Origin of the sequence: Paracoccus contaminans (assembly GCF_002105555.1) — a bacterium.
GTDB lineage: Bacteria > Pseudomonadota > Alphaproteobacteria > Rhodobacterales > Rhodobacteraceae > Paracoccus > Paracoccus contaminans.
The window spans coordinates 680990-704629 of record NZ_CP020612.1 but is presented as its reverse complement, the minus strand read 5'-3'; the positions used below and the strand labels follow the sequence as shown (position 1 = coordinate 704629).

The window sequence follows — 23640 nt, the reverse complement described above, 5'->3', positions numbered from 1 at the left end:
GCCTGCGAGGTTCCCGATGCGCGACGACCTGTCCGACCTGCCTGAACCCGATGCCGACGAGGGCGAGATCCATCCGCTGTTCCGCGGCGCGCCCGGCTCGACCGAATTTCGCAAGCTGCGCAAGCGCCTTGTGCGCGAGGTGCGGGCGGCGATCGAAACCTATCACATGATCCGGCCCGGCGATCGCTGGCTCGTCTGCCTGTCCGGCGGCAAGGACAGCTATACCCTTCTGGCCGTGCTGCACGAGCTGCAATGGCGGGGGCTGCTGCCGGTCGATCTGCTGGCCTGCAACCTCGATCAGGGGCAGCCGGGCTTTCCCGCCACGGTGCTGCCGCAGTTCCTGACCGAACGCGGGGTGCCGCACCGGATCGAATATCAGGACACCTATTCCGTGGTGAAGGCCAAGGTGCCCGAGGGACGCACCTATTGCAGCCTGTGTTCGCGGCTGCGGCGCGGCAACCTGTATCGCATCGCACGCGAGGAAGGATGCAGCGCCGTGGTGCTCGGCCATCACCGCGACGACATTCTGGAAACCTTTTTCATGAACCTGTTTCACGGCGGGCGGCTGGCGTCGATGCCGCCCAAGCTGGTGAACGAGGAGGGCGATCTGATGGTGCTGCGCCCGCTTGCCTTCGTGGCCGAGGCTGATTGCGACCGCTTTGCCCGTGCCATGCAATATCCGGTCATCCCCTGCGATCTGTGCGGCAGCCAGGAGGGCTTGCAGCGCATGCAGGTCAAGAAGCTGCTGGATGAATGGGAGGCGCGCAGCCCCGGCCGCCGCCAGGTCATGTTCCGCGCCCTGACCAATATGCGCCCGTCCCATTTGCCCGACCCTGCACTGTTCGATTTTGCGGCGCTCTGGCCCGCTGGGGACGGCGCGCCCGAACCGATCCGGGGCGACGGCGCCGGGGTTCCGCTGCTGCGCTGAACGCAGGGGCGCGCCAGGCGCGCGGGCGTGGCGGCTCATCGCCCGATGGCCGGGCCGGGCGCGCCCGGCAAGGCCCCGGCGCGCCCTGCCTGCCCATCGCTGCCGACGGTTGCGCCCCGCCACTGCGGCGCTATCCATGGCCTGCCGACCCACCGGAGAGATGCCATGCCCCCGCCGCGCCCCATCACCTGCTTCAAGGCCTATGACCTGCGCGGCCGGCTGGGGGCCGAGCTGGACGAGGATGTGGCCTGGCGGGTCGGGCGCGCCTTTGCTGCGCGCCCCGGCGCGCGCCAGGTGGTGGTCGGGCGGGACGGGCGCGAAAGCTCGCCCGCGCTGGCGGCGGCGCTGATGCGCGGGCTGACCGAAGGGGGCGCCGATGTCCTGGACATCGGCCTTGCCGGCACCGAGGAGATGTATTTCGCCACCGACCATCTGGAGGCTGATGGCGGGATCGAGGTGACAGCCTCGCACAACCCCATCGACTATAACGGGATGAAGCTGGTTGGGCGCGGCGCCGCGCCGCTGGACCCCGATACCGAATTGGCCACACTGGCCGCGCTTGCGCAGGCCGGCTCGTTCCCGGACGCCCCGATGGGGCGCGTGAGCGACGCCGCGGCTGTCCGGGCCGACTATGCGCGGCGGGTGTGCGATTTCGTGGATGCGGCGTTGCTGCGGGGCCGTCTGCTGGTCAATGCGGGCAATGGCGTCGCAGGGCCGGCGCTTGACGCGATCGCGGCGGAACTGGGCCGGCGCGGGGCAAGGCTGGACATCATCCGCATCAACCACGATCCCGACCCCGCCTTTCCGAACGGCATCCCCAACCCGCTGCTGCCCGAAAACCGGCCCGTCACGGCCGATGCGGTCAGGGCCTGCGGCGCGGATCTGGGCGTGGCCTGGGATGGCGATTTCGACCGCTGCTTCCTGTTCGATGAAACCGGCCGCTTCATCCCCGGCGAATATGTGGTCGGGCTGCTGGCCGCGGCCTTCCTGGACCGCCATCCGGGCGCGCGGATCGTCCATGATCCGCGGGTCGTCCTGAACACCCGCGACGTGATCGCGGCGGCGGGGGGCGAGGCGGTGCAGTCCCGGACGGGCCATGCCTTCGTCAAGCAGCAGATGCGCCGGTCGGGCGCGGTCTATGGGGGCGAGATGTCGGCCCACCATTATTTCCGCGACTTCGCCTTTGCCGACAGCGGCATGATTCCCTGGCTGATGGTGGCCGAGCTGATGGCCCGCACCGGGCAATCCCTGTCGCAGCTGGTGAGCGCGCGCATGGCGGCCTTCCCCTCGTCAGGCGAGATCAATTTCCGCCTGGATGACCCCGATGCCGCCATCGGGCGGGTGCTGGCGGCCTGCGCGGCGGGCGCGACGGCGCGCGACGACACGGACGGGATCAGCCTCGAATATCCATGCTGGCGCTTCAACCTGCGCCGGTCCAATACCGAGCCGCTGGTCAGGCTGAATGTGGAAAGCCGGGGGGACAGCGCGCTGGTCGCCGCGATGGTGGACAGGATCAGCGCGCTGCTGGCCGGCTAGTCGCCCACCGTGTCCGGCACGCCCATGATGTATTCGTGATAGGCGATCGCATCATTCACATTGTCGAAGACCTCGATGCGGCCCTTTTCCAGCACCGCGCCCATGGTGCAGAGCCGCCGGATCATCGGCATCGAATGGCTGACCACGATGGATGAGGCGTTCATCATGCGGTCCGCGAACACCACCTGCGACTTTTCGCGGAATTCGGCATCGCCCACGCTGGTCACCTCGTCCACCAAATAGGTGTCAAAGCGGATGCCCATGCTGCACCCCATCGCCAGGCGCGAACGCATACCCGACGAATAGCTGCCGAAGGGCAGGTGATACTTGGCGCCCAGCCCGGCGAATTCGTCGACGTAGTCGACCAGCTCATCGGTATCGACGCCATAGATGCGGGCCACGAACCGCACATTCTGCGCACCGGTCAGATCCTGGTGAAAGCTGCCGGCGAAACCCACCGGCCATGAGATCGTGCCATCCGACACGATCCGCCCCGAAGTGGGCAGCGCGGTGCCCGCGATCATCCGCAGCAGCGTGGATTTGCCCGCCCCGTTGCGCCCCAGCAGCCCGACCGACTGCCCCGTGGGGAATACCGCATTCAGCCGGTCGGCCACCACGTTCCGCCGCCCGTCGGCGTAATAGATCTTGGTCAGGTTCTCGAGCCGGATCATCGCCGCCTGCCCGCCCCCTCAGCGCCGGTCGCGCACGCTGTAATAGACCAGCGTCAGGATCGACCACAGCACAAAGGCCAGCGCCGCGCCGATCCCCAGCAGCCATGGCCGGTCAGGCTCGAGCGACCGCTGCGCCTCGGTCGGGGTGATATGGGCGGCAAGATAGCGCGTCTGCCGCTGTGCGGCCGCCAGCGATGCTTCATAGGCGGCGCGGGCCGTCTGATGGGCGCCCTCGGCGAATTCCAGGTCGACCCTCAGCCGTTCGTAATCGGCCATCAGCTGGGCATAATTGGCCCCCTCGGGCGATTCGCCGCCGAATTTCTGGCGCTGGGCCTCGATCTGGGATTGCAGGGACGTGATCCGCTTTTGCGCCTGAAGCACGCGCTGATCCTGGGCGCGGGCGTTCTGGCGCAGCGTGTCGAGCTGCACCTGCGCCTCGGCCAGCTGGCTTTGCAGGCTGGTCATGATCGACATCTGCGCCCCGATATCGGCGGTGGGGTCGAGGATGCGGGTCTTGACGCGGAAGGCGGTCATGGCCTGGCGCGCTTCGGTCAGCACGCCGCGGGCTTTTTCCAGTTCGTGCTCGGCCTGCCGGGTTGCGTCGGCGCGGGCCTGATCGGACAGCCCGTTCACCACATGTTCGCTTTCCCGGAAGATTTCATCGGCGATCGCCTTGGCGTCGGCGGGCGAGAATGCCGCCGTGCGCACGGTGATGATACCCGACTTGTCGTCGTAATAGATCTTGACCTGACGCCGCCAATATTCGGTCAGATCTTCGATCGTGCCGGAGGGATCGAAGGCAAAGACGAAATCGCGCGGCCATTCGCGCGAGAACATCCCCCGAATCCCCAGCGCCGTGTCGGCCTTGGCGACCACGTCGGGCGAGCGGATGAAGTCATAGAGAATGTCGGTGTCCGACGCGGTGCTGGACGCGCTGCCGAACAGCCCGCCGAACATGTCCATCGACGGGGCGCCCTCCTCCTTGCGGACCGAAAAGCCCACGGTCGAGGTGTATTGGTCGGCCGCGCGCGTCCACAGATACCAGGCCCAGACGCTCGTGGGGATGATGACCAGCAGCAAAAAGCTGGCCATCAGCGCCCAGTGCCGCCGCCGGGGCGAGGCTTCGGCCACCGGGGGGCGGGGGGCGGACGCCGTGACGGGACGGCCGGGCGGAAGGGCGGGCGGCCCGCCGGCCCCGCGCGGGGCGGGGGCTGGGCAGGGCGCGCGGCTGCCGGCGGGCTGGCCTGGGCGGGTGCGGGCACGGAAACCGCCTGCCCGGCACGGGCCGCGGCCGCGGCGGTGGCCGCGTCGGCGGGAATCAGCCGCCCCTGCGGCGGCGCTGCGGCGGCCGGCGCGGCAGGGCGGGCCGGCTGCTCGCCGCCGGGCGGCTGCGCCTGCGGCTTGGCCGCTGCCTGGGGTTGAGGCTTTGCCTGAGGCTGAGGCTGGGGCGCCGTCTTTGGCTGGGACGGCGGGGCATCACCTGCGGGTGGCCGCGCGCCGTCCTGCGCCGCGGGGGCCGCGGCGGGACGAGGCGGGGCCGCTGCCGCCATCGGCGGCGCGGAAAACACCTCGCTTGGACGGGGGGCGGGCCGATCATGCTCAACCGGGTCGGGGTTCGATGCCGGAGAGGGTGCCGGTTTGGCAGGGTCGCTGGCCATGCGGGCTTTCGCTGGTTCCAATTTTGGTGCAGTTGTTACATAGCCATCTGCTGTAAGACCAGCCTTGGCGGTAACATGTCCGATACCCGCGCCAGCCTTCCCCCTTTGGGCATCTCGCCCCCCCGCCCTCCCGCCCGGCGCAGCGGGGGGCTGCGCCGCATGTTCCGCACCATTGTGGCGCTGATGCTGCGCGAGGTGTCCACGACCTATGGCCGCTCGCCCGGCGGCTATGTCTGGGCGCTGGCCGACCCGATCCTGGGCATCGCGCTGCTGACGGCGGTGTTCCAGGGGGCGATGGGCCATACCCGGCCGCTGATCGGATCAAATTTTCCGCTGTTCTATGCCAGCGGCTATCTGGTCTTTCAGATGTATCACGACATCGCGGGCAAGGTTGCGGCCAGCCTGCGCTATTCCCGCCCGCTGCTTGCCTATCCGGCGGTGACGTTCGTGGATGCGCTGCTGGCCCGGATGGTGCTGAACACGGTCACGCATCTCATCGTCTTTGCGGTGGTGATCGGCGGCATCGCGCTGATCTATGATCTGCCGCTGGTGATGGATGTGGCGACGGTGCTGCAGGCCTTTGGCCTGACGGCGCTGTTCGGCGCCTCGCTGGGGACGCTGAACTGCTTTCTCTACATGCGCTTTCCGGTGTGGGAACGGGCCTGGTCGATCCTCAGCCGGCCGCTGTTCCTGATGTCGGGGGTGTTCTACACCTATGAGCTGATGCCCCATGGGGTGCGGGCCGTGCTGTGGTGGAACCCGGTCCTGCAGCTGATCGGGCTGATGCGGCGCGGCATCTATGGCGTCTATCCGGCCGATTATGTGAACGAAGGCTATATCATCGCCCTCTCGCTGCTCCTGCTGTGCGCCGGGCTGCTGCTGATCTGGCGCCGCTACCGCGACCTGCTTGAAATGGTCTGACGGCTTTCAGCCGTCCACCAGCCCCTCGATGATCGCGCGCAGCGTGGCGACGCCCTCGCCCTTTTCGGACGAGGTGACCACCAATTGCGGAAAGGCCGCCGGGTGCCTTTGCAGCTCGCCCTCGATCTGCGCCAGTGTCTGCGCCAGCGTTCCCGCGCCGATCTTGTCGGCCTTGGTCACGATGACCTGAAACGGCACCGCCGATCGGTCGAGCAGGGCCATGATCTCGTGATCGACGGGCTTGACGCCGTGGCGGGCATCGATCAGCGCAAAGGCCCGCCGCAGGTTGGGCCGCCCGGCCAGATAACGTTTCAGCAGCGCCTGCCATTTCTGCACTACGGCCACCGGCGCCTGGGCAAAGCCATAGCCGGGCAGATCCACCAGATAGCCGCGCCCGGCCAGGGCGAAGAAGTTCACCTCCTGCGTGCGGCCGGGCGTGTTCGAGGCGCGAGCGATGCCCTTGCGGCCGGTCAGCGCATTGATGAGGCTGGACTTGCCGACATTGGACCGGCCGGCAAAGCAGACCTCGGGGCGGTCCGGCGCAGGCAGGCCGTCCATGGAGACCACGCCCTTGACGAAATCCACCGGCCCCGCGAACAGCAGCCGGCCGCGTTCGGCCACATCCTCCGACGGCTCGGGCGCCTGGGGAAAGGCAACCTTCACAGCAGCTCCACCCGGTCGCCGGGGCGAATGGTGCCGCCGGTGCGCACCTCGGCATAGATGCCGAAATTGCGGTGCCCCAAGGCCCGCTCGAGCGCCGCCGGCATGTCGCAATCAAGATTGCCCGTCAGGGTATCGGCGCTGGTCGCGACGCAGCGGCCGATATGTTCGGTCAGCTTCAGCTCGACCGCGCCGATCCGCAGGCGGTGCAGGCGCAGGCCGCTTTCCGCAAAGGGTTCCCACCCGTCGATCCACAGGTTCCCGCGCCAGCGGTCGGTGCCCAGCGGCCGGCCCATTTTCTCTTCAAGCGCAGCCAGCGAGGACAGCGACAGGATCGAAACCCAGGGCTGCTTGACATCGCTCAGCGCCTGCGGCCCCTCGACCAGCCGCGCGGCGGGGGCCTTGCCCGAGGAAGCCCAGAGGGGCTGGACCCAGGCGACGATGGCATCGGGTTCGGCCAGCGGATCGACGCTGAGCGGCGGCAGATCGGGATGGGTCAGCACCAGCCGCTCCCCCTGCCAGCCGCCCCGCACGGCCTGAAGCGCCGCCGCGGCAGCCCCCCGCGCGAAGGCGGATTTGGGCAGCCATTTGCGCAGCGCCCCCTCCTCGAGATGGTGCAGCGCGCTTTCATGCAGCACGGCAAAGCGGCGGTCGCCCGGCATCGGGGCGCCTGCGGCGAGCGTCACCTCGGCCAGCTCCTCGCCGCCGATCGACTTGACCGGATAGCGAAGGATATGAGCCAGGCTCGCGGTCACTTGCGCCCGAGCCTCACGCTGTCGCGGATATTGCCGAACAGCTGCGGCGGGTGCCCGTGCATGGACATGATGGTGTATTGCTGGACGATGGTGATGAGGTTGTTCGTGATCCAGTAAAGCACCAGCCCCGAGGCAAAGCCCCCCAGCATGAACATGAAGATCCAGGGCATCCAGGCAAAGATCATCTTCTGCGCCGGATCGGCCGGGGCGGGGTTCAGCTTCTGCTGGAGCCACATGGTGATGCCCAGCACGATCGCCAGCAGCGGCAGCGACAGGCTGTGCAGGGCCGATCCGGCCGCCGGCGGCGCATAGGGCAGCAGCCCGAACAGGTTCAGCAGCGACGAGGGATCGGGCGCGGACAGGTCGCGGATCCAGCCGATCCACGGTGCATGGCGCAGCTCCAGCGTGACGAAGATCACCTTGTAGAGCGAGAAGAAGATCGGGATCTGCAGCAGCATCGGCAGACAACCCGCGGCCGGGTTGACCTTCTGCGTGCGATACAGCGCCATCACCTCTTTCTGATAGGCCATCTTGTCGTCGCCGGTGCGGGCCTTGATCGCCTCCATCTCGGGCTGCAGCTCGCGCATGCGGGCCATCGAAACATAGGATTTGCGCGCCAGCGGGAAGACCAGCAGTTTCAGCACGAAGGTCAGCGCGATGATCGACCAGCCCATGTTGCCGATCAGCCCGTGCAGCCAGTGCAGCACGCGGAAGATCGGCTTGGTCAGGAAATAGAACCAGCCCCAGTCGATGGAATCGACGAAGCGGTCGATGCCCTTGTCGCGCTGATAGGCGTTGATGGTTTCCCATTCCTTGGCGCCGGCGAACAGATAGCTGGAGGACGACAGCGTTGTGCCGGGGCCGACGGTCTGCACCGGCAGGCGCGTTTCGGCCTGATAGATGTCGGCGCCCGGCGCGTATTTCACCACGCTGGTGAAGGCCTGCCCCGGCGCGGGGATCAGCGTCGTCATCCAGTATTTGTCGGTGAACCCGATCCAGCCGTCCGTCGCGACGCTGGCGATCTCGGCCGGACCTTCGCCGGGGGCGGGGTCAAGCTTGACCATGTCCTTGTATTTCCGCTCGACCAGCTTGCCGTCATTCATGCCGACCGCGCCTTCATGCAGGACGAAATAGTTCTGCGTATCGGGCTTTCCGTGGCGGGCGAGGATGCCGTAGGGCGCGGCGGCAAAGGGCGCGGCGGCGGTGTTTTCCAGGCTCTGGGTGACGGTGAACAGGAACTTGTCGTCCAGCTCGAACATGCGGCGGAAGATCTGGCCGGCGCCGTTGTTCCAGGCCAGCGTCACCGGCTGGCCGGGGGCGAGCGTGGTGCCGCTTTCCACCGTCCAGACCGTCGCGGGCGAGGGGACCAGCGCCGGATCGACACCCGGTCCGGGCATCCAGCCGTAAACGGCATAATAGGGTTTCTGCACCACGACATCGACCTGCGCGCCCGGCGCTGCCGGCGTGCCGGTGGTTTCGATCCGCGGCTGCGCGGTGGGCGAGAGCAGGCGCACGAAGGGCGAGGCGGGATCAAGCGTTTCGCGGTATCCCGTCAGCAGCAGATCGTCGATGCGGCCGCCCGCCAGCGAGATCGACCCCTTGAGCGCCGGGGATTCGATCGCCACGCGCGGCGCGGCCAGCACGGGATCGTCTGCCGCGCCGATCAGCGTCGGCGTTGCCCCGGCCTGCGCCGCGGGGGCAGCGGGGGTTGCTGTCTGCGCTGCCGTCGTGTCGGCCGCAGGCGCGGTCGCAACAGGTGGCGGGGGGGCGAAGAAGGCATACCATCCGATCAGCACAAGCGCAGACAGCACCATGGCGAGGATGAGATTGCGGTTGTTGTCTTCCATCCGTCGCCACCCCGGCTCTTGCAGGCAAAATACGCCGTGCTTTGACCGGAGGCCCCTGCAAAGGTCAAGCGGATTGCGCCGCGCCCCTGCCGCGGCAGCATTTTCGCCCCATCCTGCGCCCCGCTGACGCAATCAAGACTAAAGCGCCGAAACCGCCCGCTGATCGTAAAGACGGGCGATGTCGTCGGGGCGGCACAGTTCGGTGGCGGGCGTCATGCAGGTGGCCGCCGCCGCCGCCGCCCCGAGCGCCAGCGCATCGGGTGCCCCCAGGCCCCGAGCCACGCCCAGCGCATAGCCTGCCAGGAAGCTGTCGCCCGCGCCCACCTTGCTGATGACACGAACGGGCGGCGCCGCCGCGTGCCAGCGCCCTTCGGGCCCCGCGATGATGTTGCCGTCGGCCCCGCGCGCAACGATCACCGATCGCGCCGCCCCCGCCGCGACCAGCGCGCCGGCGAAATCGGCGGTATCGGTGCGGGCCGGCAGGGGGCGGCCGGCCAGGCTTTCGGCCTCGGCATCGTCCATGCGCAGCACCTCGACAGCCGCGCCCGCCCCTGCGGCGATCGCGGCAAGCGCCGTGCCCGATGTGTCCACGAACAGGCGGGCCGCGCCGCCCGCAAGCTGCCGCGCCAGCATCGCGGCCAGAGTGTCGGGCACGCCGGGCGGGTTCGATCCGGACAGCACGACGATCCCGCCGCGCGGCGCCGCGGCCCCGACCGCCTCCAGCGCCGCCCCCACATCCGCGGCGGACCATTCCGGCCCCGGCAGGACAAAGCGGAACTGCGCCCCCGTGCCGCGGTCGATCACCGACAGCGACTGGCGCGTGTCGCCCGGCGCCTTCAGCCGCAAAACCGGCAGGCCGGCATCCTCGAGCAGCCCGGCCAGCCTGTCGCCCGCCGCGCCGCCCAGCGCGACAAGCGCGGTGGACTGCCCGCCCATCCGCGCGATGGCGCGGCTGACATTGATGCCGCCCCCGCCCGGATCGGTCACGGGCGCCTCGCAGCGCAGCTTGAGTTCCGGCACCACCGCCGCCGCGCTGGTCGCCACGTCCAGCGCCGGGTTCAGCGTGACGGTCAGGATGGGGGCCTGCGCGCCGCTGCCCAGGGGGATGGCGCCCGCGGGAACGCTGCCGGGGGCGATCATGTCCACCACGCGTCGATGCGGGCGATATCGGCGTCGGACCAGCCGAAGTGATGTGCGAATTCGTGGATGACCACGTTGCGCACCAGCGCGCCCAGCGTCACGTCGCCGCGTTCGGCCCATTCGTCCAGGATGGCGCGGCGGTAAAGGCGCACGGTGTCGGGAAGATGCTGCGGGTCGGCAACCGATTTCTCGGTCAGGGGGATGCCGTCATAAAGGCCCGTGAGATCAAACGGATCGTCGATTTCCAGCTCGTCCAGGACATCCTCGCCCGCGACATCCTCGATGCGCAGGATGACATCGGCGGCCCTGGCCGCGAATTCGCCGGGAAGCTCGGCCAGCACCGCGCGGGCCAGCGCCTCGATATCGGCGGCCGCGGGCGCGGCGCGTTCGGTCCAGTCGGTCATCGTCCATCCCCGCTGCTGTGGGTGCCGATATGGACAAGAATCGCCCGTTGTGAAAGAGCGGGCGGATCAAGGAGACGGCCATGACCACCACCCGCTTCGCCCCTTCGCCGACCGGCCATATCCATGTCGGCAACCTGCGCACGGCGCTGATGAACTGGCTGATCGCGCGCAAGGCCGGCGGCACCTTCATCCTGCGGCTGGACGACACCGACCGCGAACGCTCGAAACAGGAATATGCCGACGGCATCCAGCGCGACCTGGAATGGCTGGGCCTGACCTGGGACCGGATCGAGCGGCAGTCGGACCGGCTGGACCGCTATGCCGAGGCGGCGGACCAGCTGCGCGCCTCGGGCCGGCTCTATGAGGTGTTCGAGACGCCGACCGAGCTGGACCTCAAGCGCAAGAAGCAGCTGAACATGGGCCGCCCGCCTGTCTATGACCGCGCCGGACTGGCGCTGCCCGACGAGCAGAAGGCGGCGCTGCGGGCCGAGGGGCGCGAGGGTTACTGGCGCTTTCAGCTGGACCAGCAGCGGATCGAATGGCCCGACGGCATCATCGGGGATGTGTCGATCGACGCGGCATCGGTCAGCGACCCGGTGCTGATCCGCGCGGACGGGCAGGTGCTTTATACCTTTGCCAGTTCGGTCGATGACGTGGACATGGGCGTGACCGACATCGTGCGCGGCGCCGACCACGTCACCAACACCGCCACGCAGATCCAGATCATTCAGGCGCTGGGCGGCACCCCGCCGCGCTTTGCCCATCACAGCCTGCTGACCGGCCCCCAGGGCGAGGAGCTGTCCAAGCGCCTGGGCACGCTGTCTTTGCGCGACCTGCGCGAACAGGGCGTCGCCCCCGAGGCGCTGCTGAGCCTGATGGCGCGGCTGGGGTCGAACCAGCCGGTGGAACTGCGCATGAGCCTTGATGCCCTGGCCGACGGGTTCGACCTGTCGCAGTTCGGCGCCTCGCCCACCAAGTTCGACGCCGAGGATCTGTGGCCCCTCACGCGCGAGCGCAACCAGCACCTGCCCTTCGAGGCGGTGCGGGACCGCATCACCGCCCTGGGGGTGCCGGATAATATTGCCGAACGCTTCTGGTCGGTGGCCCGGCAGAACATCACGCGCCTGGACGATCTTGGCCCCTGGTGGGCGCTGATGCGCGACGGGGCCGCGCCGGTCGTCGCGCCCGAGGATGAGGATTTCGTGCGCGAGGCGCTGGCGCTGTTGCCGCCGCGCCCCTGGACCGATGCGACCTGGGACGAATGGACCGCCGCCGTCAAGGAGACGACGGGGCGCAAGGGCAAGGGATTGTTCATGCCCCTGCGCAAGGCGCTGACCGGGATGGATCATGGTCCCGAGATGGGCGCCCTGATGCCGCTGCTGCAGCAGGTCGCCCGCGCCGGCTGATCCTTGCCCTGACCGGATTTCCCGCCGTTTTCCCTGGCCCCGCCTTGTGCGGGGCCTTGCGCGTTCATGGGCCGGGATCATGATTGTGATTGACAGCCCAAATTTCCGAGGCAATTACTCAGTTATAGCTTACCCCATCGCTCAACGACTTATCGGAGACGGCCATGAACGATCTGACCTTCGGCGGCACGGATGGCAGCACCCTTGTCCCGGTCATGCCGCATCTGCCCCTGCATGATGCAACCGCGCTGACCCGCGGCGGCAATCTGGCCCAGATCGCGCTGGATGGTCAGGTCTATACCCTGCGCATCACGCGCGCCGGAAAGCTGATCCTGACCAAGTGATCGGCGGGGGCCGCGGGGCTTGGCCATGCCGCTGGCGGGCGGCACGGCCAGCTTGGCGCCCTTGTCCATGGCCGCAGGGTGGGCGGCGCCGCCGCCGGCGGGCTGCGTCCGGGCGTCCGGGGCAACCTGCCGGTCGCCGGTGCCGCGAAGCGGAGGGGGGGGGCGGCGCCGCGCCCGGCCTTGGCCCCTTCCGGCCGCCCCGTCGCGGCCCTGCCTGAGACAGGGCGGCATTGACGATCGCCCGCGGATGGCCCAATCCGCTGGTGCCGGGTATGAGGGCAGCATGAGCTTTGATCGCCGCATCAGGATCGCGCCGTCGATTCTTTCCGCCGACTTTGCCGATTTCGGGCGCGAGATTGTCGCGGTCGAAGGGCAGGGGGCCGACTGGGTGCATGTGGACGTGATGGACGGCCATTTCGTTCCCAACCTGACCTTCGGCCCTGCGGCGGTGAAGGCCTTTCGCAGGCATGTCCGCGGCTTCATGGACGTGCATCTGATGATCGCCCCCGTGGACCCCTATATCGACGCCTATGCCGAGGCAGGGGCCGACATGATCGTGGCCCATGTCGAGGCGGGCCCTCATATCCACCGCACCCTTCAGGCGATTCGCGCAACGGGGAAAAAGGCGGGGGTCGCGCTCAACCCCGGCACTCCGGCCGAGGCGGTGCGGCACCTGCTTGACCTGTGCGACATGGTCCTGGTGATGAGCGTCAATCCCGGCTTCGGCGGGCAGCAGTTCATTCCGGGCGCCGTGGACAAGATCGCCGCCTTGCGGGCGATGATCGGGGATCGGCCCATCCACATCCAGGTCGATGGCGGCATCGACCCGGTGACCGCGCCCCTGGTGGCGGCGGCCGGTGCGGATGTGCTGGTCGCGGGCTCGGCGGTGTTCAGGGGCGGCTCGGTCGAGCGGCCCGAACGCTATGGCGAGAACATCCGCGCGATCCGCGCCGCGGCTGAACACGCGGCTGCCGCCAACGCGGCGGGCCTGGCCTGATGGCGGTGCTGTTCGATCTGGACGGAACGCTGATCGACAGCGTCGCGGATATCCACCGCCTGTCCAATGCCGCTCTGGCCGGCGAGGGGCTTGCCCCGCTGGGGCTGGAAACCGTCCGCGGCTTCATCGGGCGCGGGGTGCCGCATCTGGTCGCCCGGCTGCTGGCCGCGCATGGCATCGCGGACCCGGAGCGGGCTGCCCGCATGGCGGCGCTGATCGCCGGCAGCTATGACGATGCGGTCGAGCTGACGCAGCTTTATCCGGGCGTGCGGGATGCTGTCGCAGGGCTGCAGGCGCAGGGCCATGCGCTGGGGGTCTGCACGAACAAGCCTGCCTCTGCGGCCCGCGCGATCCTGCGCCACATGGGGTTGCTGGATGCCTTTCCGGTCGTGATCGGCGGCGATAGCCTTGACCTGCGCAAGCCGGACCCTGCGCCCTTGTTGGCCACATGGCGCGCCTGCGGGGCGGGGCCGGCGGTCTATGTCGGCGACAGCGAGGTGGATGCCGCCTGCGCCGAGGCGGCGGGCCTGCCCTTCATCCTTTACGAGCATGGATACCGCCAGATCCCGGCCGAGGCGCTGCCCCATGCCGCGATCCTGGGCGATTTCGCCGATCTGCCCGAAACCGTCGCCCGCCTGTTGCCTGCGCCGCGCGCCTAACGCTGCGCCGCTGCCTGGGGCGAGCGCCAGGGCGGCGAGATGGTTGGCGCCCCGAAATAGAAGCCTTGCAGGCAATCGATCCCCAGTTCGATCAGGAAGGCCGCGTCATCGGCGGTTTCGACCTGTTCGGCCACGGTGAACATGTCGAAATGCCGCGCGATGGACATCAGCGCCTGCGTGAGCACCTGATTGTCCCGGTGGGCGGCGATTTCACGGATGAACTGGCCGTCGATCTTGATCAGGTCAAAGGAGAAGTCGCGCAGATAGCGAAACGAGGTATAGCCCGCGCCAAAATCATCGAGCGCAAAGCTGATCCCCAGGGCCTGCAGCCGGCGCATGAAGGGCTGGACCTGTTCGGCCAGCCCCATCGCCGAACTTTCCGTGATTTCCAGGATAAGCCGCTCGGCGATGGCAGGGTCCTGCGCCAGCCCCTGTTGCAGGGCCAGCATCCAGGCCGGATAGCCGATGGAGCGTGCCGACATGTTGATCGACAGGCGAAGCGCCGGTTCCTCGGCCAGGGCCTGCAGGCCCAGGGACAGGGAGAGACAGTCGATCTGCCGTCCCAGTTCCGTCAGTTCGGCAAGGGGCATGAAATCGCGCAGCGGCACGATGCGGCCCGTATCGTCGATGATGCGGATCAGCCCTTCGTAGAAGGCGGGGCGGGCGGGGCGGTCGGACGGGACGATCGGCTGAAAGGCCAGGACCGCATCGCGCCGTTCCACCGCGCGGCGGACGATGGACATGGTCAGCCGCATCTGCTGATCGACCGCGAAGTCCAGCGGCGAGACGGGGCCTTGCCCGCCGTCCTGATCGGAATGAACCTTCATGACCCTGCTTTCGATTCGTCTGTTGCCCCCTGTATGGCAAGCATGCGCTAAGAGAGGGTGAATGAGGCCGCCGATCTGCATACAAGGTTAACGCGCCCGCAGCAGGGCCGCCGGCGTTGCGCCCGGTGCCTGCGGCGGGGCGTCATTGGGCCGTGATCTGGTCGATCAGCGCCAGCGCGGCGGGCGAGGACCAGTCGGCATCCCCGGTCATGCGGGCGATCTCGTTCCCCTCTGCGTCGATCAGGATCGATACCGGCATCGCCAGCACGCCCGATGCGCGCGCCAGCGCCAGCTGCGGATCGGTCAGCGTCGGCAGGGCGGTCACGCCGGCCTCGGCAAGGAACTTGTGCACCGCGGCCGGCGGATTGCGCCCGGTGGCGATGGTCAGCACCTGGAACCGCTCGCCCCCCTTTGCCTTCTGCAGCGCGTCCAGTGCCGGCATCTCGGCCCGGCAGGGGGCGCACCAGGTCGCCCAGAAATTGACCAGCAGCGCCTTGCCCTTCCAGTCGGCAAGGCTGTGCGTGCCGCCGTCCAGATCCGAAAAGGGCACCTGAGGGGCGGGCGCGGGGGCCGATTCGACCAGCTTGGGCAGCCCGGCATCGCGCGCCGCCTGCCAGTCCACCGGCCCGGCAAGGGCCCCGTTTGCAGCGAAAACCATGGACGTATAAAGGGCGATGAACCGCAGCATGTGACCTCTCCAGCCAGGACGGACCGATGACCGACAAGACCCAGAGCCCCACGGCAAACGCGATGTGGGGGGGGCGCTTTGCCGCCGGGCCGGATGCGATCATGACGGCGATCAACGCCTCGATCGGGTTCGACCGGCGGCTTTACGCCCAGGACATCCGGGGCAGCCGGGCCCATGCGGCGATGCTGGCAGCAACGGGCATCATCAGCCCTAGCGACGCCGAGGCGATCGGGGAAGGGCTGCTCACCGTCTTGTCAGAGATCGAGGCGGGCAGCTTCGCCTTCAGCGAGGCGCTGGAGGACATCCACATGAACGTGGAGGCGCGGCTGAAGGACCTGATCGGCGAGCCGGCGGGCCGGCTGCACACCGCGCGCAGCCGCAATGATCAGGTGGCGGTCGATTTCCGCCTGTGGGTGCGCGATCAATGCGATGGCGCCGTGCAGGGCTGCCGGGCGCTGATCCGCGCCCTGCTGGACCAGGCCGAGGCGGGGGCGGACTGGGTGATGCCGGGCTTTACCCATCTGCAGACCGCCCAGCCGGTGACCTGGGGCCATCACATGATGGCCTATGTGGAAATGCTGGGGCGCGACATCGGCCGGTTCACCGACGCGCGCGCGCGGATGAACGAATGCCCCCTCGGCTCTGCCGCGCTTGCCGGCACCGGCTTTCCCATCGACCGCGATGCCACGGCCGCCGCGCTGGGCTTTGACCGGCCGACGGCCAACAGCCTTGATGCGGTCAGCGACCGGGACTTCGCGCTCGAGTTCCTGTCGGCGGCGGCGATCTGCGCGACCCACCTGTCGCGGCTGGCCGAGGAACTGGTGATCTGGTCGTCGGCCCAGTTCCGCTTTGTCGCCATGTCCGATCGCTGGTCCACCGGGTCCAGCATCATGCCGCAGAAGCGCAACCCGGACGCGGCGGAACTGATCCGCGCCAAGATCGGCCGCATCCTCGGCGCCGCGGTCGCCCTGTTCACGGTGATGAAGGGCCTGCCGCTGGCCTATTCCAAGGACATGCAGGAGGACAAGGAACAGGTCTTCGACGCCGCCGACACGCTGATGCTGGCGCTGGCGGCGATGACCGGGATGATGTCGGACCTGACCGTGAGCCGCGACCGGCTTGAGGCTGCGGCATCCAGCGGGTTTTCCACCGCCACCGATCTGGCCGACTGGCTGGTGCGCGAAGCGGGTCTGCCCTTCCGCGAGGCCCATCACGCGACCGGCGCGCTGGTCGCGGCGGCCGAGGCGCGCGGCGTCGATCTGCCCGACCTGACGCTGGCCGAGATGCAGGCGGTCAATTCTGCGATCACCGGCGGGGTCTATGCGGTTTTGGGCGTTCACAACTCGGCCCGTTCGCGGCAATCTTACGGGGGAACCGCGCCCGATCAGGTGCGCGCGCAGATCGCCCGCTGGAAGGGCGTGACGGAGGAATGGGCATGATCCGCAGGATGCTGGCGCTTGCCGCGCTGTCGGGAATCGCCGCATGCGGGATCGACGGTCCGCCCCATGCGCCCGGGCCGGGTAATGATGCGCCCCCGCCCGGCGTCACGGTGTCGGGCGAGGCGGGCGTCGGGATGACCGGCGCGATCTGACAGGCGACTGCGGCACCGCCGCCAAGGGCGGGCCGGTCAGGCCGGGCGCAAGACCCGGCAACGAGGCAGGCAATATCGGCATGAAGGGACAGGCGATGAGCGGATGCAGGACGATCGGGGCGGCGCTGGGCGCGGCGGCAGTGACACTGCTGGCCGGCTGCGGGGGCGGCAGCCAGACCAAGCACCTGGTGGTGGACAGCGCCGAGGATGCGGTGATGATCCAGAAGGGCATCTACGTCTATAATCCGAACGAGCGGCATGCCCCCGTCTCGCTCTCTCGCGCCGATCTCGAAGGGATCGAGATCCGCTGAACGGGGCGGCGCTTTCATCGGGCGGCCCGGCTGCGTTATAGCGGGCGCAGGAACGGTGCGGGAACGGCATGGATCATTTCACCTATCGCGGCGGCGCGCTGTTCGCCGAGGACGTGCCGCTGGCCGCCATCGCCGCGTCGGTCGGCACGCCCGTCTATGTCTATTCGGCCGCCACCCTGACGCGCCATTTCGATCAGTTCCGCCAGGCTCTGGCCTGGACGGATCATCTGGTCTGCTATGCAGTCAAGGCCAATTCTAACCTTGCCGTGCTGCGGCTGCTGGGCGGCATGGGCGCGGGGATGGATGTCGTGTCGGGCGGCGAATATGCGCGCGCCCGCGCCGCGGGCGTGCCGGGCGGGCGCATCGTCTTTTCCGGCGTCGGCAAGACGCGGGCCGAGATGCGCGCCGCGATCGAAGGCGGCATCCGCCAGTTCAACGTGGAAAGCGAGAACGAGCTTGCCGCCCTGTCCGAGATCGCCGTGTCGATGGGCGCGGCGGTTCCGGTCGCGGTGCGCGTCAACCCTGATGTCGATGCCCGCACCCATGCCAAGATCGCCACCGGCAGGTCGGAAAACAAGTTCGGCATCCCCATCGCCCGTGCGCGGCAGGTCTATGCCGCGGCCGCCCGGCTGCCCGGTCTGCGCGTGGTCGGCATCGACATGCATATCGGCAGCCAGCTGACCGAGCTGGAGCCGTTCCGGCAGGCCTATGCCAAGATGGCCGACCTGTGCCGCGCCCTGCGGGCCGACGGGCATGCCATCACGCGGCTTGATCTTGGCGGGGGGCTGGGCATCCCCTACCGGCGCGACAATGCCGCGCCCCCGCTGCCGGTGGAATATGGCGCGATGGTGCGCGAGACGGTCGGCGATCTGGGCTGCGAGATCGAGATCGAGCCGGGGCGCAACATCGTGGGCAATGCGGGCGTCCTGCTCGCCTCGGTCATCTGGACCAAGCGCGGCGAGGGGCGCGACTTCCTCATTCTCGACGCCGCGATGAACGATCTGATCCGCCCGGCCATGTATGACGCCCATCACGACATCGTGCCGCTGCGCCAGCGCCCCGCCGGTGCCCCCGTTGCCCCGGTGGATGTGGTCGGCCCCGTCTGCGAGACGGGCGACACCTTCGGGCGCGGCGTCGATCTGCCGCCGCTTGAGGATGGCGAAATCGTCGCCTTCCGCAGCGCCGGGGCCTATGGGGCGGTCATGGCATCGGAATACAATTCCCGCCCCCTGGTGCCCGAGGTGCTGGTTTCGGGCGAGAGATTTGCCGTGATCCGCCCGCGCCCCGGCATCGAGGAGATGCTGGCCCGCGACCGCATCCCCGACTGGCTGTGAGGGACGGCCCTCCCCTTCACGACCCCGCAGGTATCCGGGCGCAGGATCCGGCCCTGCCCGCGGCGGCGCGGCGGGCGGTGGCGCTGACGCAGGCGGGGTTGTGGTGGGAACGGCTGGCGCGCGGCTTCTGGCCGGCGGCGACGCTGGCGGGGCTGGGGCTGGCCGCGCTTGCCCTTGGGCTGGTCGCGGCGCTGCCGGCGGCGCTGCTGCCATGGGCGGGCGGGGGCTGGGCGCTGCTTGTGGCGCTGGCGCTGGGGGCCGGGTGGCGCGGCTTTCGCGCCCCCATCCCGGCCGAGGCGGCCGAGCGCGTGGACCGGCGCCTTGCCGGGCGCCCCCTGGCGGCGCTGGGCGACCGGATGGCGCTGGGCGGCCCGGCGGCGGACGGTCTGTGGCGCGCGCATCTGGCCCAGGCGCGCCGGGCCGCCGCCCTGGCGCGCATGGTTCCCCCGGATGCCGGGCTTGCGCGGCGCGATCCCTATGCGCTGCGGCTGACGGCCATGACGGCACTGGGCATGGCGCTGCTGTTCGGGGGCGCGGGTCCGGCCGGGCAGGGGCTTGCGGCGCTGGCCTCGGGCTGGCGTCCGGCGCATGATGCGCCGGATCGGCCGCTGCCTGCCGGGCCGGCCTGGGAAGGCTGGGCCGAGCCGCCGGCCCATACCCGCCGCCCGGCGATCTATCTCAACGCGCTTGATGCCGATGCGCTGACCCTGCCACAAGGGACGGCGATCACAATCCGCCTTTATGGCGAGGGATTGCAGGTCGTGCAGGACATCGGCCCGCTGGCGGGTGCCGGGGGCGGCGCGGCCGATCCTGCGAGCGCCAGTGCCAGTGCCAGTGCCAGTGCCAGTGCCAGCGCCAGTCCTGGGGCGGTGCGGTTTTCCGCCCTGCGCGACGGCACGATCGAGATCGGCGGCCGCCGCCTTGCCGTCAGCGTCATCCCCGACGCGCCGCCGGCCATCAAGCTTGCGGCGCTGGCCGCCCGGCGCGCGGACGGGCGGCTGGTGCAGGGCTTTTCCGCCCAGGACGACAATGCGGTCGTCCGCGGCAGCGCCCGCTTCGTGCTGGACCTTGCCGCCGTGGATCGCCGCTTCGGCCTGGCCGTCCCGCCCGAGCCGCGCGAGCCGCTGGTCCTCGATCTGCCGCTGCCGGGCGCGGGCAGCCGCCAGCGCGTGGAGGGCATGCTGAACGCCGATCTCGCGCGCCACCCCTGGGCCAACCTGCCGGTCCGCGCCACCTTTGCCGTTGCGGACGGGATCGGCCAGACCGGCCAGACGCCGCCCACCGCGCTGGTCCTGCCGGGGCGGCGCTTTTTCGACCCGCTGGCCGCGGCGCTGATCGAACTGCGCCGCGACCTGCTGTGGTCGCGCCAGAACGCGGGCCGGACCGCCCGGCTGCTGCGGGCGGTGCAGTGGCAGCCCGCCCGTTCCGTGCCCCCGGCCGCCGCGCGCGCTGTCGCGGGCGCGGTCGGCACGCTGGAAGGGCCGCCTCTGACGCCCGAGGCGCGCGATGCCCTCGCGGCGAGCCTGTGGGACGCCGCCGTCCTGATCGAGGATGGCGGCCTGTCCGATGCCCTTGCCCGGATGCGGCAGGCACAGGAACGCCTGTCCGAGGCGATCCGCGGCGGGGCCAGTCCCGACGAGGTGCGCAAGCTGATGGACGATCTCAAGGCGGCGACGGATGCCTATACCCGGATGCTGGCCCAGCGGGGCGAGGATCCGGCCGCAAGGTTCGACCGCGCCCCCCGGCAGGGCCGGCAGATCAGCGCCGACCAGATCACCGAGATGATGGACGAGATCGAGCGCCTGATGAACGAAGGCCGCATGGCCGAGGCCGGCGCGCTGCTGGACCAGTTCAACCGCATGATGGAAAACCTTCAGGTGCGCGAGGGCGGGGCGGACGGGCAGGGCGCAGAGGGCCGGGGCGGAGTTGCGCAGCGGCGGCTGGGCGAGGCCCTGCGCGACCAGCAGAAGCTGGCCGACGAGGCCCTGCGCCAGGCCCAGCGCGATCCCTTCGGCAGCCTGCGGCAGGATGAGGGCCGGCAGGATGGCGGCCAGCAGGGCGAGGGCCAACCGAACGGGAGCAGTCAGGACAGGGGCCAGCCGGGCGGCCCGCAGGCGGACAGCGCGCCTTCGGACGACGCATCTGCGCTGGCCGATCGCCAGCGCGCGCTCCGGCAGGAGCTGGGCCGGCAGGGCGGCCTGGTTCCGGGCCGCGGAACCCCCCAAGGGGACGAGGCGCAGCGCCAGATCGGCCGCGCGGGCGAGGCCATGGACAAAGCCGAGGAGGCCCTGCGCCAGGGAGACGCCGCGGCGGCGCTGGACCAGCAGGCGCAGGCGATCGAGGCGATGCGCGAGGGGATGCGCGCGCTGGCGGACCTGAACGCGGCCCAGGGGGGGCAGCAGGGCCAGCCCGGCCGGCAGGGACAGGGCCAGAACGGCGAGGGCGGCGATCAGGGCCGCGCCCAGGGCCAGGGGGAGGGGCCTTCGTCCCTGCCCGGGCGCGATCCGCTGGGCCGCAGCACCGGCGGCCAGGGCGGCAATATCGTCACGGGCGAGCCGTTTGCCGACGCCCCCCGGCAAGAGGGCCGCGCCCGCGCCCTGCAGGACGAAATCAGGCGTCGTGCCGGCGAGCCGCAGCGGCCGCAGGGCGAACGCGACTATCTTGGCCGCCTTCTGGACCCGTTCTGAACAGACAGCACATGCCTTTCCCTGCGCGTCATTGCACAAAGGGGCGCCGGATGCGGCCATCCGCCAGCGGCGGGATGGGCCTTGGCCTTGCCCAAGGGGCATGACCGGCGCTGTTCCGCTGATCGGACCCATGCGCCCATGGCACCATAGGTGTTCTTGGCGATCAGTCGCCCCTTGAAAGGCGTTCCGATGATGCCGGCTGCATAGTCGGCAAATCCTGCCGCCCCGAACAGCAAAGCCGGCCCCCCCGTTCCTGCCTCGCCCGCAGCCCCTCAGCGCGGCGGTTTTGTGGCGCGGCAACCTCGCAGCCCTGCGGTCCTTCGGCTCTGCAAGCCTGCAACGCCGATGCGGCGTCCCCGCCCGCAACCGTCGCCCCCTTTACCCTCGGCGGTCATCCTTGCTGCAAGAACCGGCAAAGGATGGCCCCCATGCCGTTCTGCCTTTGGCAAGGGTCACCCGGCCGGGGCCGCCCCGTCAGCGCAGCCCCAGCATGGCCAGCGCGGCATCCGCGCGCGCGTCCAGCCAGCCCCGGCCCTCGTCCACCTTCACATGCCATCGCATCAGCGTGGCACCGACAGGCCCCTTGTCCGCCACGCCCGGCGCGGCGGCATAGAGGGCCACAGCGATCAGCGCCGCCATGACGGCCAGGTGATAGCCGGCATCATGGCTGCGGCGCGCCCGCGCCCGATCGCGGCCCTGTCCTGCGCCAGCAGGGCGAGGCGGCTGAGGCGCGGGGGCGACAGCCTGCCCGGCGCGCGGCACTGCGCGGGCGGGCGCGTCCGGCAGCGCCGCGCGCCCTGCGGCCGGCGGATCGCCGGCGGGCCGGGCCGCGGCGCCCACGTGCGGAAGGCCAGCCCCGATCGGATCGGCGGGGCCGGCCCCGTCCTCATCCGCGAAGGCCGCCCCGATTGCATCGGCCCGGCTGGCCGCTGCGGCATCGGCGCGATCCGCCCCGGCTGCGTCCATCCCGGCCGCATCCGCTCTGGCCAGATCCGTCTTGGTCGGGCCCGCATCGGGCAGGGCTGCGCCAACGGCAGCGTCTGCCCCATGGGCCGGGTCCGCATCGGCCAGCCCTGCGGCCGGCGAAGGGCCGGATGCCCCGGCAGGGTCATCCTTGGCTGCGTCGCCAATTGCCTGCCAGCTTTCTGCAGGCGGCGCCGGCGCCAGCCGCTCGGGGGGCGGGGCTGTCTCAAGGGCGGCATCGCCGGCAGCCGGGGTCAGCCCGTCAGGCCGGGGCGCCGCCCGCACGGCCTGCCGCTCGCTGGCGCGCACCTCGAGCTCGCGCGAGGCTTCCTCGCGCAGGATGGCGATCACGTCGTCGCTCAGCGGGCGGCTCAGCGACGGGCGCGCGGCAGGGTCGAAGGGCGCCGCAGGCCGGCCGGCGCGCCAGACATGCTCGCAGGCGGAACATTCGACATCGCGCCCCGCGGCGGGGATGGCCGTGTCGTCGATTTCATAATGCGCGCCGCAGCGCGGACAGACCAGTCGCATCGCGGGCTCTCCTCGTGCTCGGCGGTTGTTTCCATCGCCGCGCGGACGTTCTATCAACGGTGCGTCCGGCCGCCAAGCGTGCCGGATCAAGGAGGTTCGACGTGATCGAGATGCGCGATGTGGCCTTTGCTTACCCAAGGGGGGGCGAGTTGTTCAAGGGCATCACGCTCAGCCTGCCGCGCGGATCGTTCCATTTTCTCACCGGCCCGTCAGGGGCGGGCAAGACGACATTCCTGCGGCTGTGCATCGCCGACCTGCTGCCCACATCCGGCAGCATGACCCTGTTCGGGCAGGATGCAGCGACGCTGGGGCGGGACGCCCTCGCAGGCATGCGCCGCCGGATCGGGGTCGTCTACCAGGACACGCAGTTCCTCGACCACCTGCCGGTTGCGGAAAACATCGCCCTGCCGCTGATGGTGGCGGGCGAGCCGATGGACATGGCCGCGATCCGTGACCTGCTCGCCTGGGTGCAGATGACCCAGCAGGCCCGCGCCATGCCGGCATCCCTGTCGGGGGGCGAGCGCCAGCGCGCCGCGCTTGCCCGCGCGGTGATCCTGTCGCCGGACGTGATCCTGGCCGACGAGCCGACCGGCAACCTCGACTGGGAGATGTCATTGCGCCTGCTGCAGTTGCTGATCGAACTGAACCGCTCGGGCAAGACCGTGCTGATCGCCACCCATGACCTGAACCTGATCCGCGCGGTCAAGCAGCAGGTTTCGGCGCGGGTGCTGCGCATCGCGGGCGGCAGGCTGCAGGCCGCGGGGGCCGAGCTGTGAGCGCGTCGC

General features: G+C 69.9%; 23 protein-coding genes. 13 read left to right on the top strand and 10 right to left on the bottom strand.

Annotated features, from left to right (window positions below; translation table 11 throughout):
• Positions 1–16: 16 nt before the first annotated feature.
• A complete protein-coding gene (gene ttcA / locus B0A89_RS03390) occupies positions 17–928 on the top strand; it encodes a tRNA 2-thiocytidine(32) synthetase TtcA (RefSeq protein WP_085376923.1) in 912 nt (303 codons plus the stop codon).
• Positions 929–1093: 165 nt separating this feature from the next.
• On the top strand, positions 1094–2464 hold the full coding sequence (locus tag B0A89_RS03385) for a phosphohexomutase domain-containing protein (RefSeq protein ID WP_085376922.1): 1371 nt from the start codon (positions 1094–1096) through the stop codon (positions 2462–2464).
• On the opposite strand, the gene B0A89_RS03380 is transcribed toward B0A89_RS03385, so the two are convergent.
• On the bottom strand, positions 2461–3135 hold the full coding sequence (locus B0A89_RS03380) for an ABC transporter ATP-binding protein (RefSeq protein WP_085376921.1): 675 nt from the start codon (positions 3133–3135) through the stop codon (positions 2461–2463). The genes B0A89_RS03385 and B0A89_RS03380 overlap by 4 nt on opposite strands.
• An 18-nt stretch (positions 3136–3153) precedes the next feature.
• Positions 3154–4266 carry a KpsE/RkpR family capsule polysaccharide export protein gene (locus B0A89_RS03375; protein ID WP_169712127.1) on the bottom strand — a complete coding sequence of 371 codons (1113 nt, stop codon included), beginning with the start codon at positions 4264–4266 and terminating at the stop codon, positions 3154–3156.
• 686 nt (positions 4267–4952) lie between these two features.
• Here B0A89_RS03375 and B0A89_RS03370 point away from each other — a divergent pair.
• Positions 4953–5714, top strand: a complete 762-nt coding sequence (locus B0A89_RS03370) for an ABC transporter permease (protein ID WP_085376919.1) — start codon at positions 4953–4955, stop codon at positions 5712–5714.
• A gap of 6 nt (positions 5715–5720) precedes the next feature.
• Here the strand turns inward: B0A89_RS03370 and yihA are convergent, their stop codons facing one another.
• From yihA to B0A89_RS03345, 5 genes are all read right to left on the bottom strand, one after another.
• Complete coding sequence (gene yihA / locus B0A89_RS03365; RefSeq protein WP_085376918.1) at positions 5721–6377, bottom strand: ribosome biogenesis GTP-binding protein YihA/YsxC; 657 nt, start codon at positions 6375–6377, stop codon at positions 5721–5723.
• Positions 6374–7129: an MOSC domain-containing protein gene (locus tag B0A89_RS03360; RefSeq protein ID WP_085376917.1), complete on the bottom strand. Its 756-nt coding sequence runs from the start codon at positions 7127–7129 to the stop codon at positions 6374–6376. Before B0A89_RS03360 ends, yihA begins: the two co-directional genes overlap by 4 nt.
• Positions 7126–8976 carry a membrane protein insertase YidC gene (gene yidC / locus B0A89_RS03355; RefSeq protein WP_085376916.1) on the bottom strand — a complete coding sequence of 617 codons (1851 nt, stop codon included), beginning with the start codon at positions 8974–8976 and terminating at the stop codon, positions 7126–7128. Before yidC ends, B0A89_RS03360 begins: the two co-directional genes overlap by 4 nt.
• A gap of 138 nt (positions 8977–9114) precedes the next feature.
• Positions 9115–10116, bottom strand: a complete 1002-nt coding sequence (locus B0A89_RS03350) for a 1-phosphofructokinase family hexose kinase (RefSeq protein ID WP_085378726.1) — start codon at positions 10114–10116, stop codon at positions 9115–9117.
• Positions 10113–10520: a metallopeptidase family protein gene (locus B0A89_RS03345; protein WP_085376915.1), complete on the bottom strand. Its 408-nt coding sequence runs from the start codon at positions 10518–10520 to the stop codon at positions 10113–10115. The genes B0A89_RS03350 and B0A89_RS03345 overlap by 4 nt, the downstream gene beginning before the upstream one ends.
• An 80-nt stretch (positions 10521–10600) precedes the next feature.
• Here B0A89_RS03345 and gltX point away from each other — a divergent pair, with 80 nt between their 5' ends.
• The 4 genes from gltX to gph all read left to right on the top strand — a co-directional run bounded on the left by gltX (position 10601) and on the right by gph (position 13926).
• Positions 10601–11926: a glutamate--tRNA ligase gene (gltX, locus tag B0A89_RS03340; protein ID WP_085376914.1), complete on the top strand. Its 1326-nt coding sequence runs from the start codon at positions 10601–10603 to the stop codon at positions 11924–11926.
• 215 nt (positions 11927–12141) lie between these two features.
• Positions 12142–12270 (top strand): hemin uptake protein HemP, encoded by a 129-nt coding sequence (gene hemP, locus B0A89_RS03335; RefSeq protein WP_157115384.1) that lies wholly within the window; start codon positions 12142–12144, stop codon positions 12268–12270.
• A 283-nt stretch (positions 12271–12553) separates the two neighbouring features.
• Positions 12554–13267, top strand: a complete 714-nt coding sequence (rpe, locus tag B0A89_RS03330) for a ribulose-phosphate 3-epimerase (protein ID WP_085378725.1) — start codon at positions 12554–12556, stop codon at positions 13265–13267.
• Positions 13264–13926: a phosphoglycolate phosphatase gene (gene gph, locus B0A89_RS03325; RefSeq protein WP_420814431.1), complete on the top strand. Its 663-nt coding sequence runs from the start codon at positions 13264–13266 to the stop codon at positions 13924–13926. The genes rpe and gph overlap by 4 nt, the downstream gene beginning before the upstream one ends.
• Here gph and B0A89_RS03320 read toward each other — a convergent pair.
• Together B0A89_RS03320 and B0A89_RS03315 are read right to left on the bottom strand one after the other, a co-directional pair.
• The gene (locus tag B0A89_RS03320; RefSeq protein ID WP_085376911.1) at positions 13923–14753 is read right to left on the bottom strand and encodes an EAL domain-containing protein; all 831 of its coding nucleotides are present in this window, start codon (positions 14751–14753) and stop codon (positions 13923–13925) included. The two genes, gph and B0A89_RS03320, sit on opposite strands and share 4 nt — an antisense overlap.
• Before the next feature lie 142 nt (positions 14754–14895).
• Positions 14896–15441 (bottom strand): TlpA disulfide reductase family protein, encoded by a 546-nt coding sequence (locus B0A89_RS03315; RefSeq protein ID WP_085376910.1) that lies wholly within the window; start codon positions 15439–15441, stop codon positions 14896–14898.
• Positions 15442–15467: 26 nt separating this feature from the next.
• Here B0A89_RS03315 and argH point away from each other — a divergent pair, with 26 nt between their 5' ends.
• From argH to B0A89_RS03295, 5 genes are all read left to right on the top strand, one after another.
• Positions 15468–16880 (top strand): argininosuccinate lyase, encoded by a 1413-nt coding sequence (gene argH, locus B0A89_RS03310; protein WP_085376909.1) that lies wholly within the window; start codon positions 15468–15470, stop codon positions 16878–16880.
• Positions 16877–17032, top strand: a complete 156-nt coding sequence (locus B0A89_RS14535) for an argininosuccinate lyase (protein WP_240558620.1) — start codon at positions 16877–16879, stop codon at positions 17030–17032. The genes argH and B0A89_RS14535 overlap by 4 nt, the downstream gene beginning before the upstream one ends.
• Before the next feature lie 95 nt (positions 17033–17127).
• On the top strand, positions 17128–17343 hold the full coding sequence (locus B0A89_RS03305) for a hypothetical protein (RefSeq protein WP_157115227.1): 216 nt from the start codon (positions 17128–17130) through the stop codon (positions 17341–17343).
• 68 nt (positions 17344–17411) lie between these two features.
• Positions 17412–18677 carry a diaminopimelate decarboxylase gene (gene lysA, locus B0A89_RS03300; protein WP_085376907.1) on the top strand — a complete coding sequence of 422 codons (1266 nt, stop codon included), beginning with the start codon at positions 17412–17414 and terminating at the stop codon, positions 18675–18677.
• Positions 18678–18754: 77 nt separating this feature from the next.
• Positions 18755–21364: a DUF4175 domain-containing protein gene (locus B0A89_RS03295; protein WP_240558619.1), complete on the top strand. Its 2610-nt coding sequence runs from the start codon at positions 18755–18757 to the stop codon at positions 21362–21364.
• A 474-nt stretch (positions 21365–21838) separates the two neighbouring features.
• Here B0A89_RS03295 and B0A89_RS03290 read toward each other — a convergent pair whose 3' ends face one another.
• The gene (locus tag B0A89_RS03290) at positions 21839–22855 is read right to left on the bottom strand and encodes a zinc-ribbon domain-containing protein (RefSeq protein WP_085376906.1); all 1017 of its coding nucleotides are present in this window, start codon (positions 22853–22855) and stop codon (positions 21839–21841) included.
• A gap of 101 nt (positions 22856–22956) precedes the next feature.
• On the opposite strand from B0A89_RS03290, the gene B0A89_RS03285 reads away from it, so the two are divergent.
• Positions 22957–23631, top strand: coding sequence for a cell division ATP-binding protein FtsE (locus B0A89_RS03285; protein WP_085376905.1), 675 nt, complete (start codon positions 22957–22959; stop codon positions 23629–23631).
• Positions 23632–23640 lie beyond the last annotated feature (9 nt).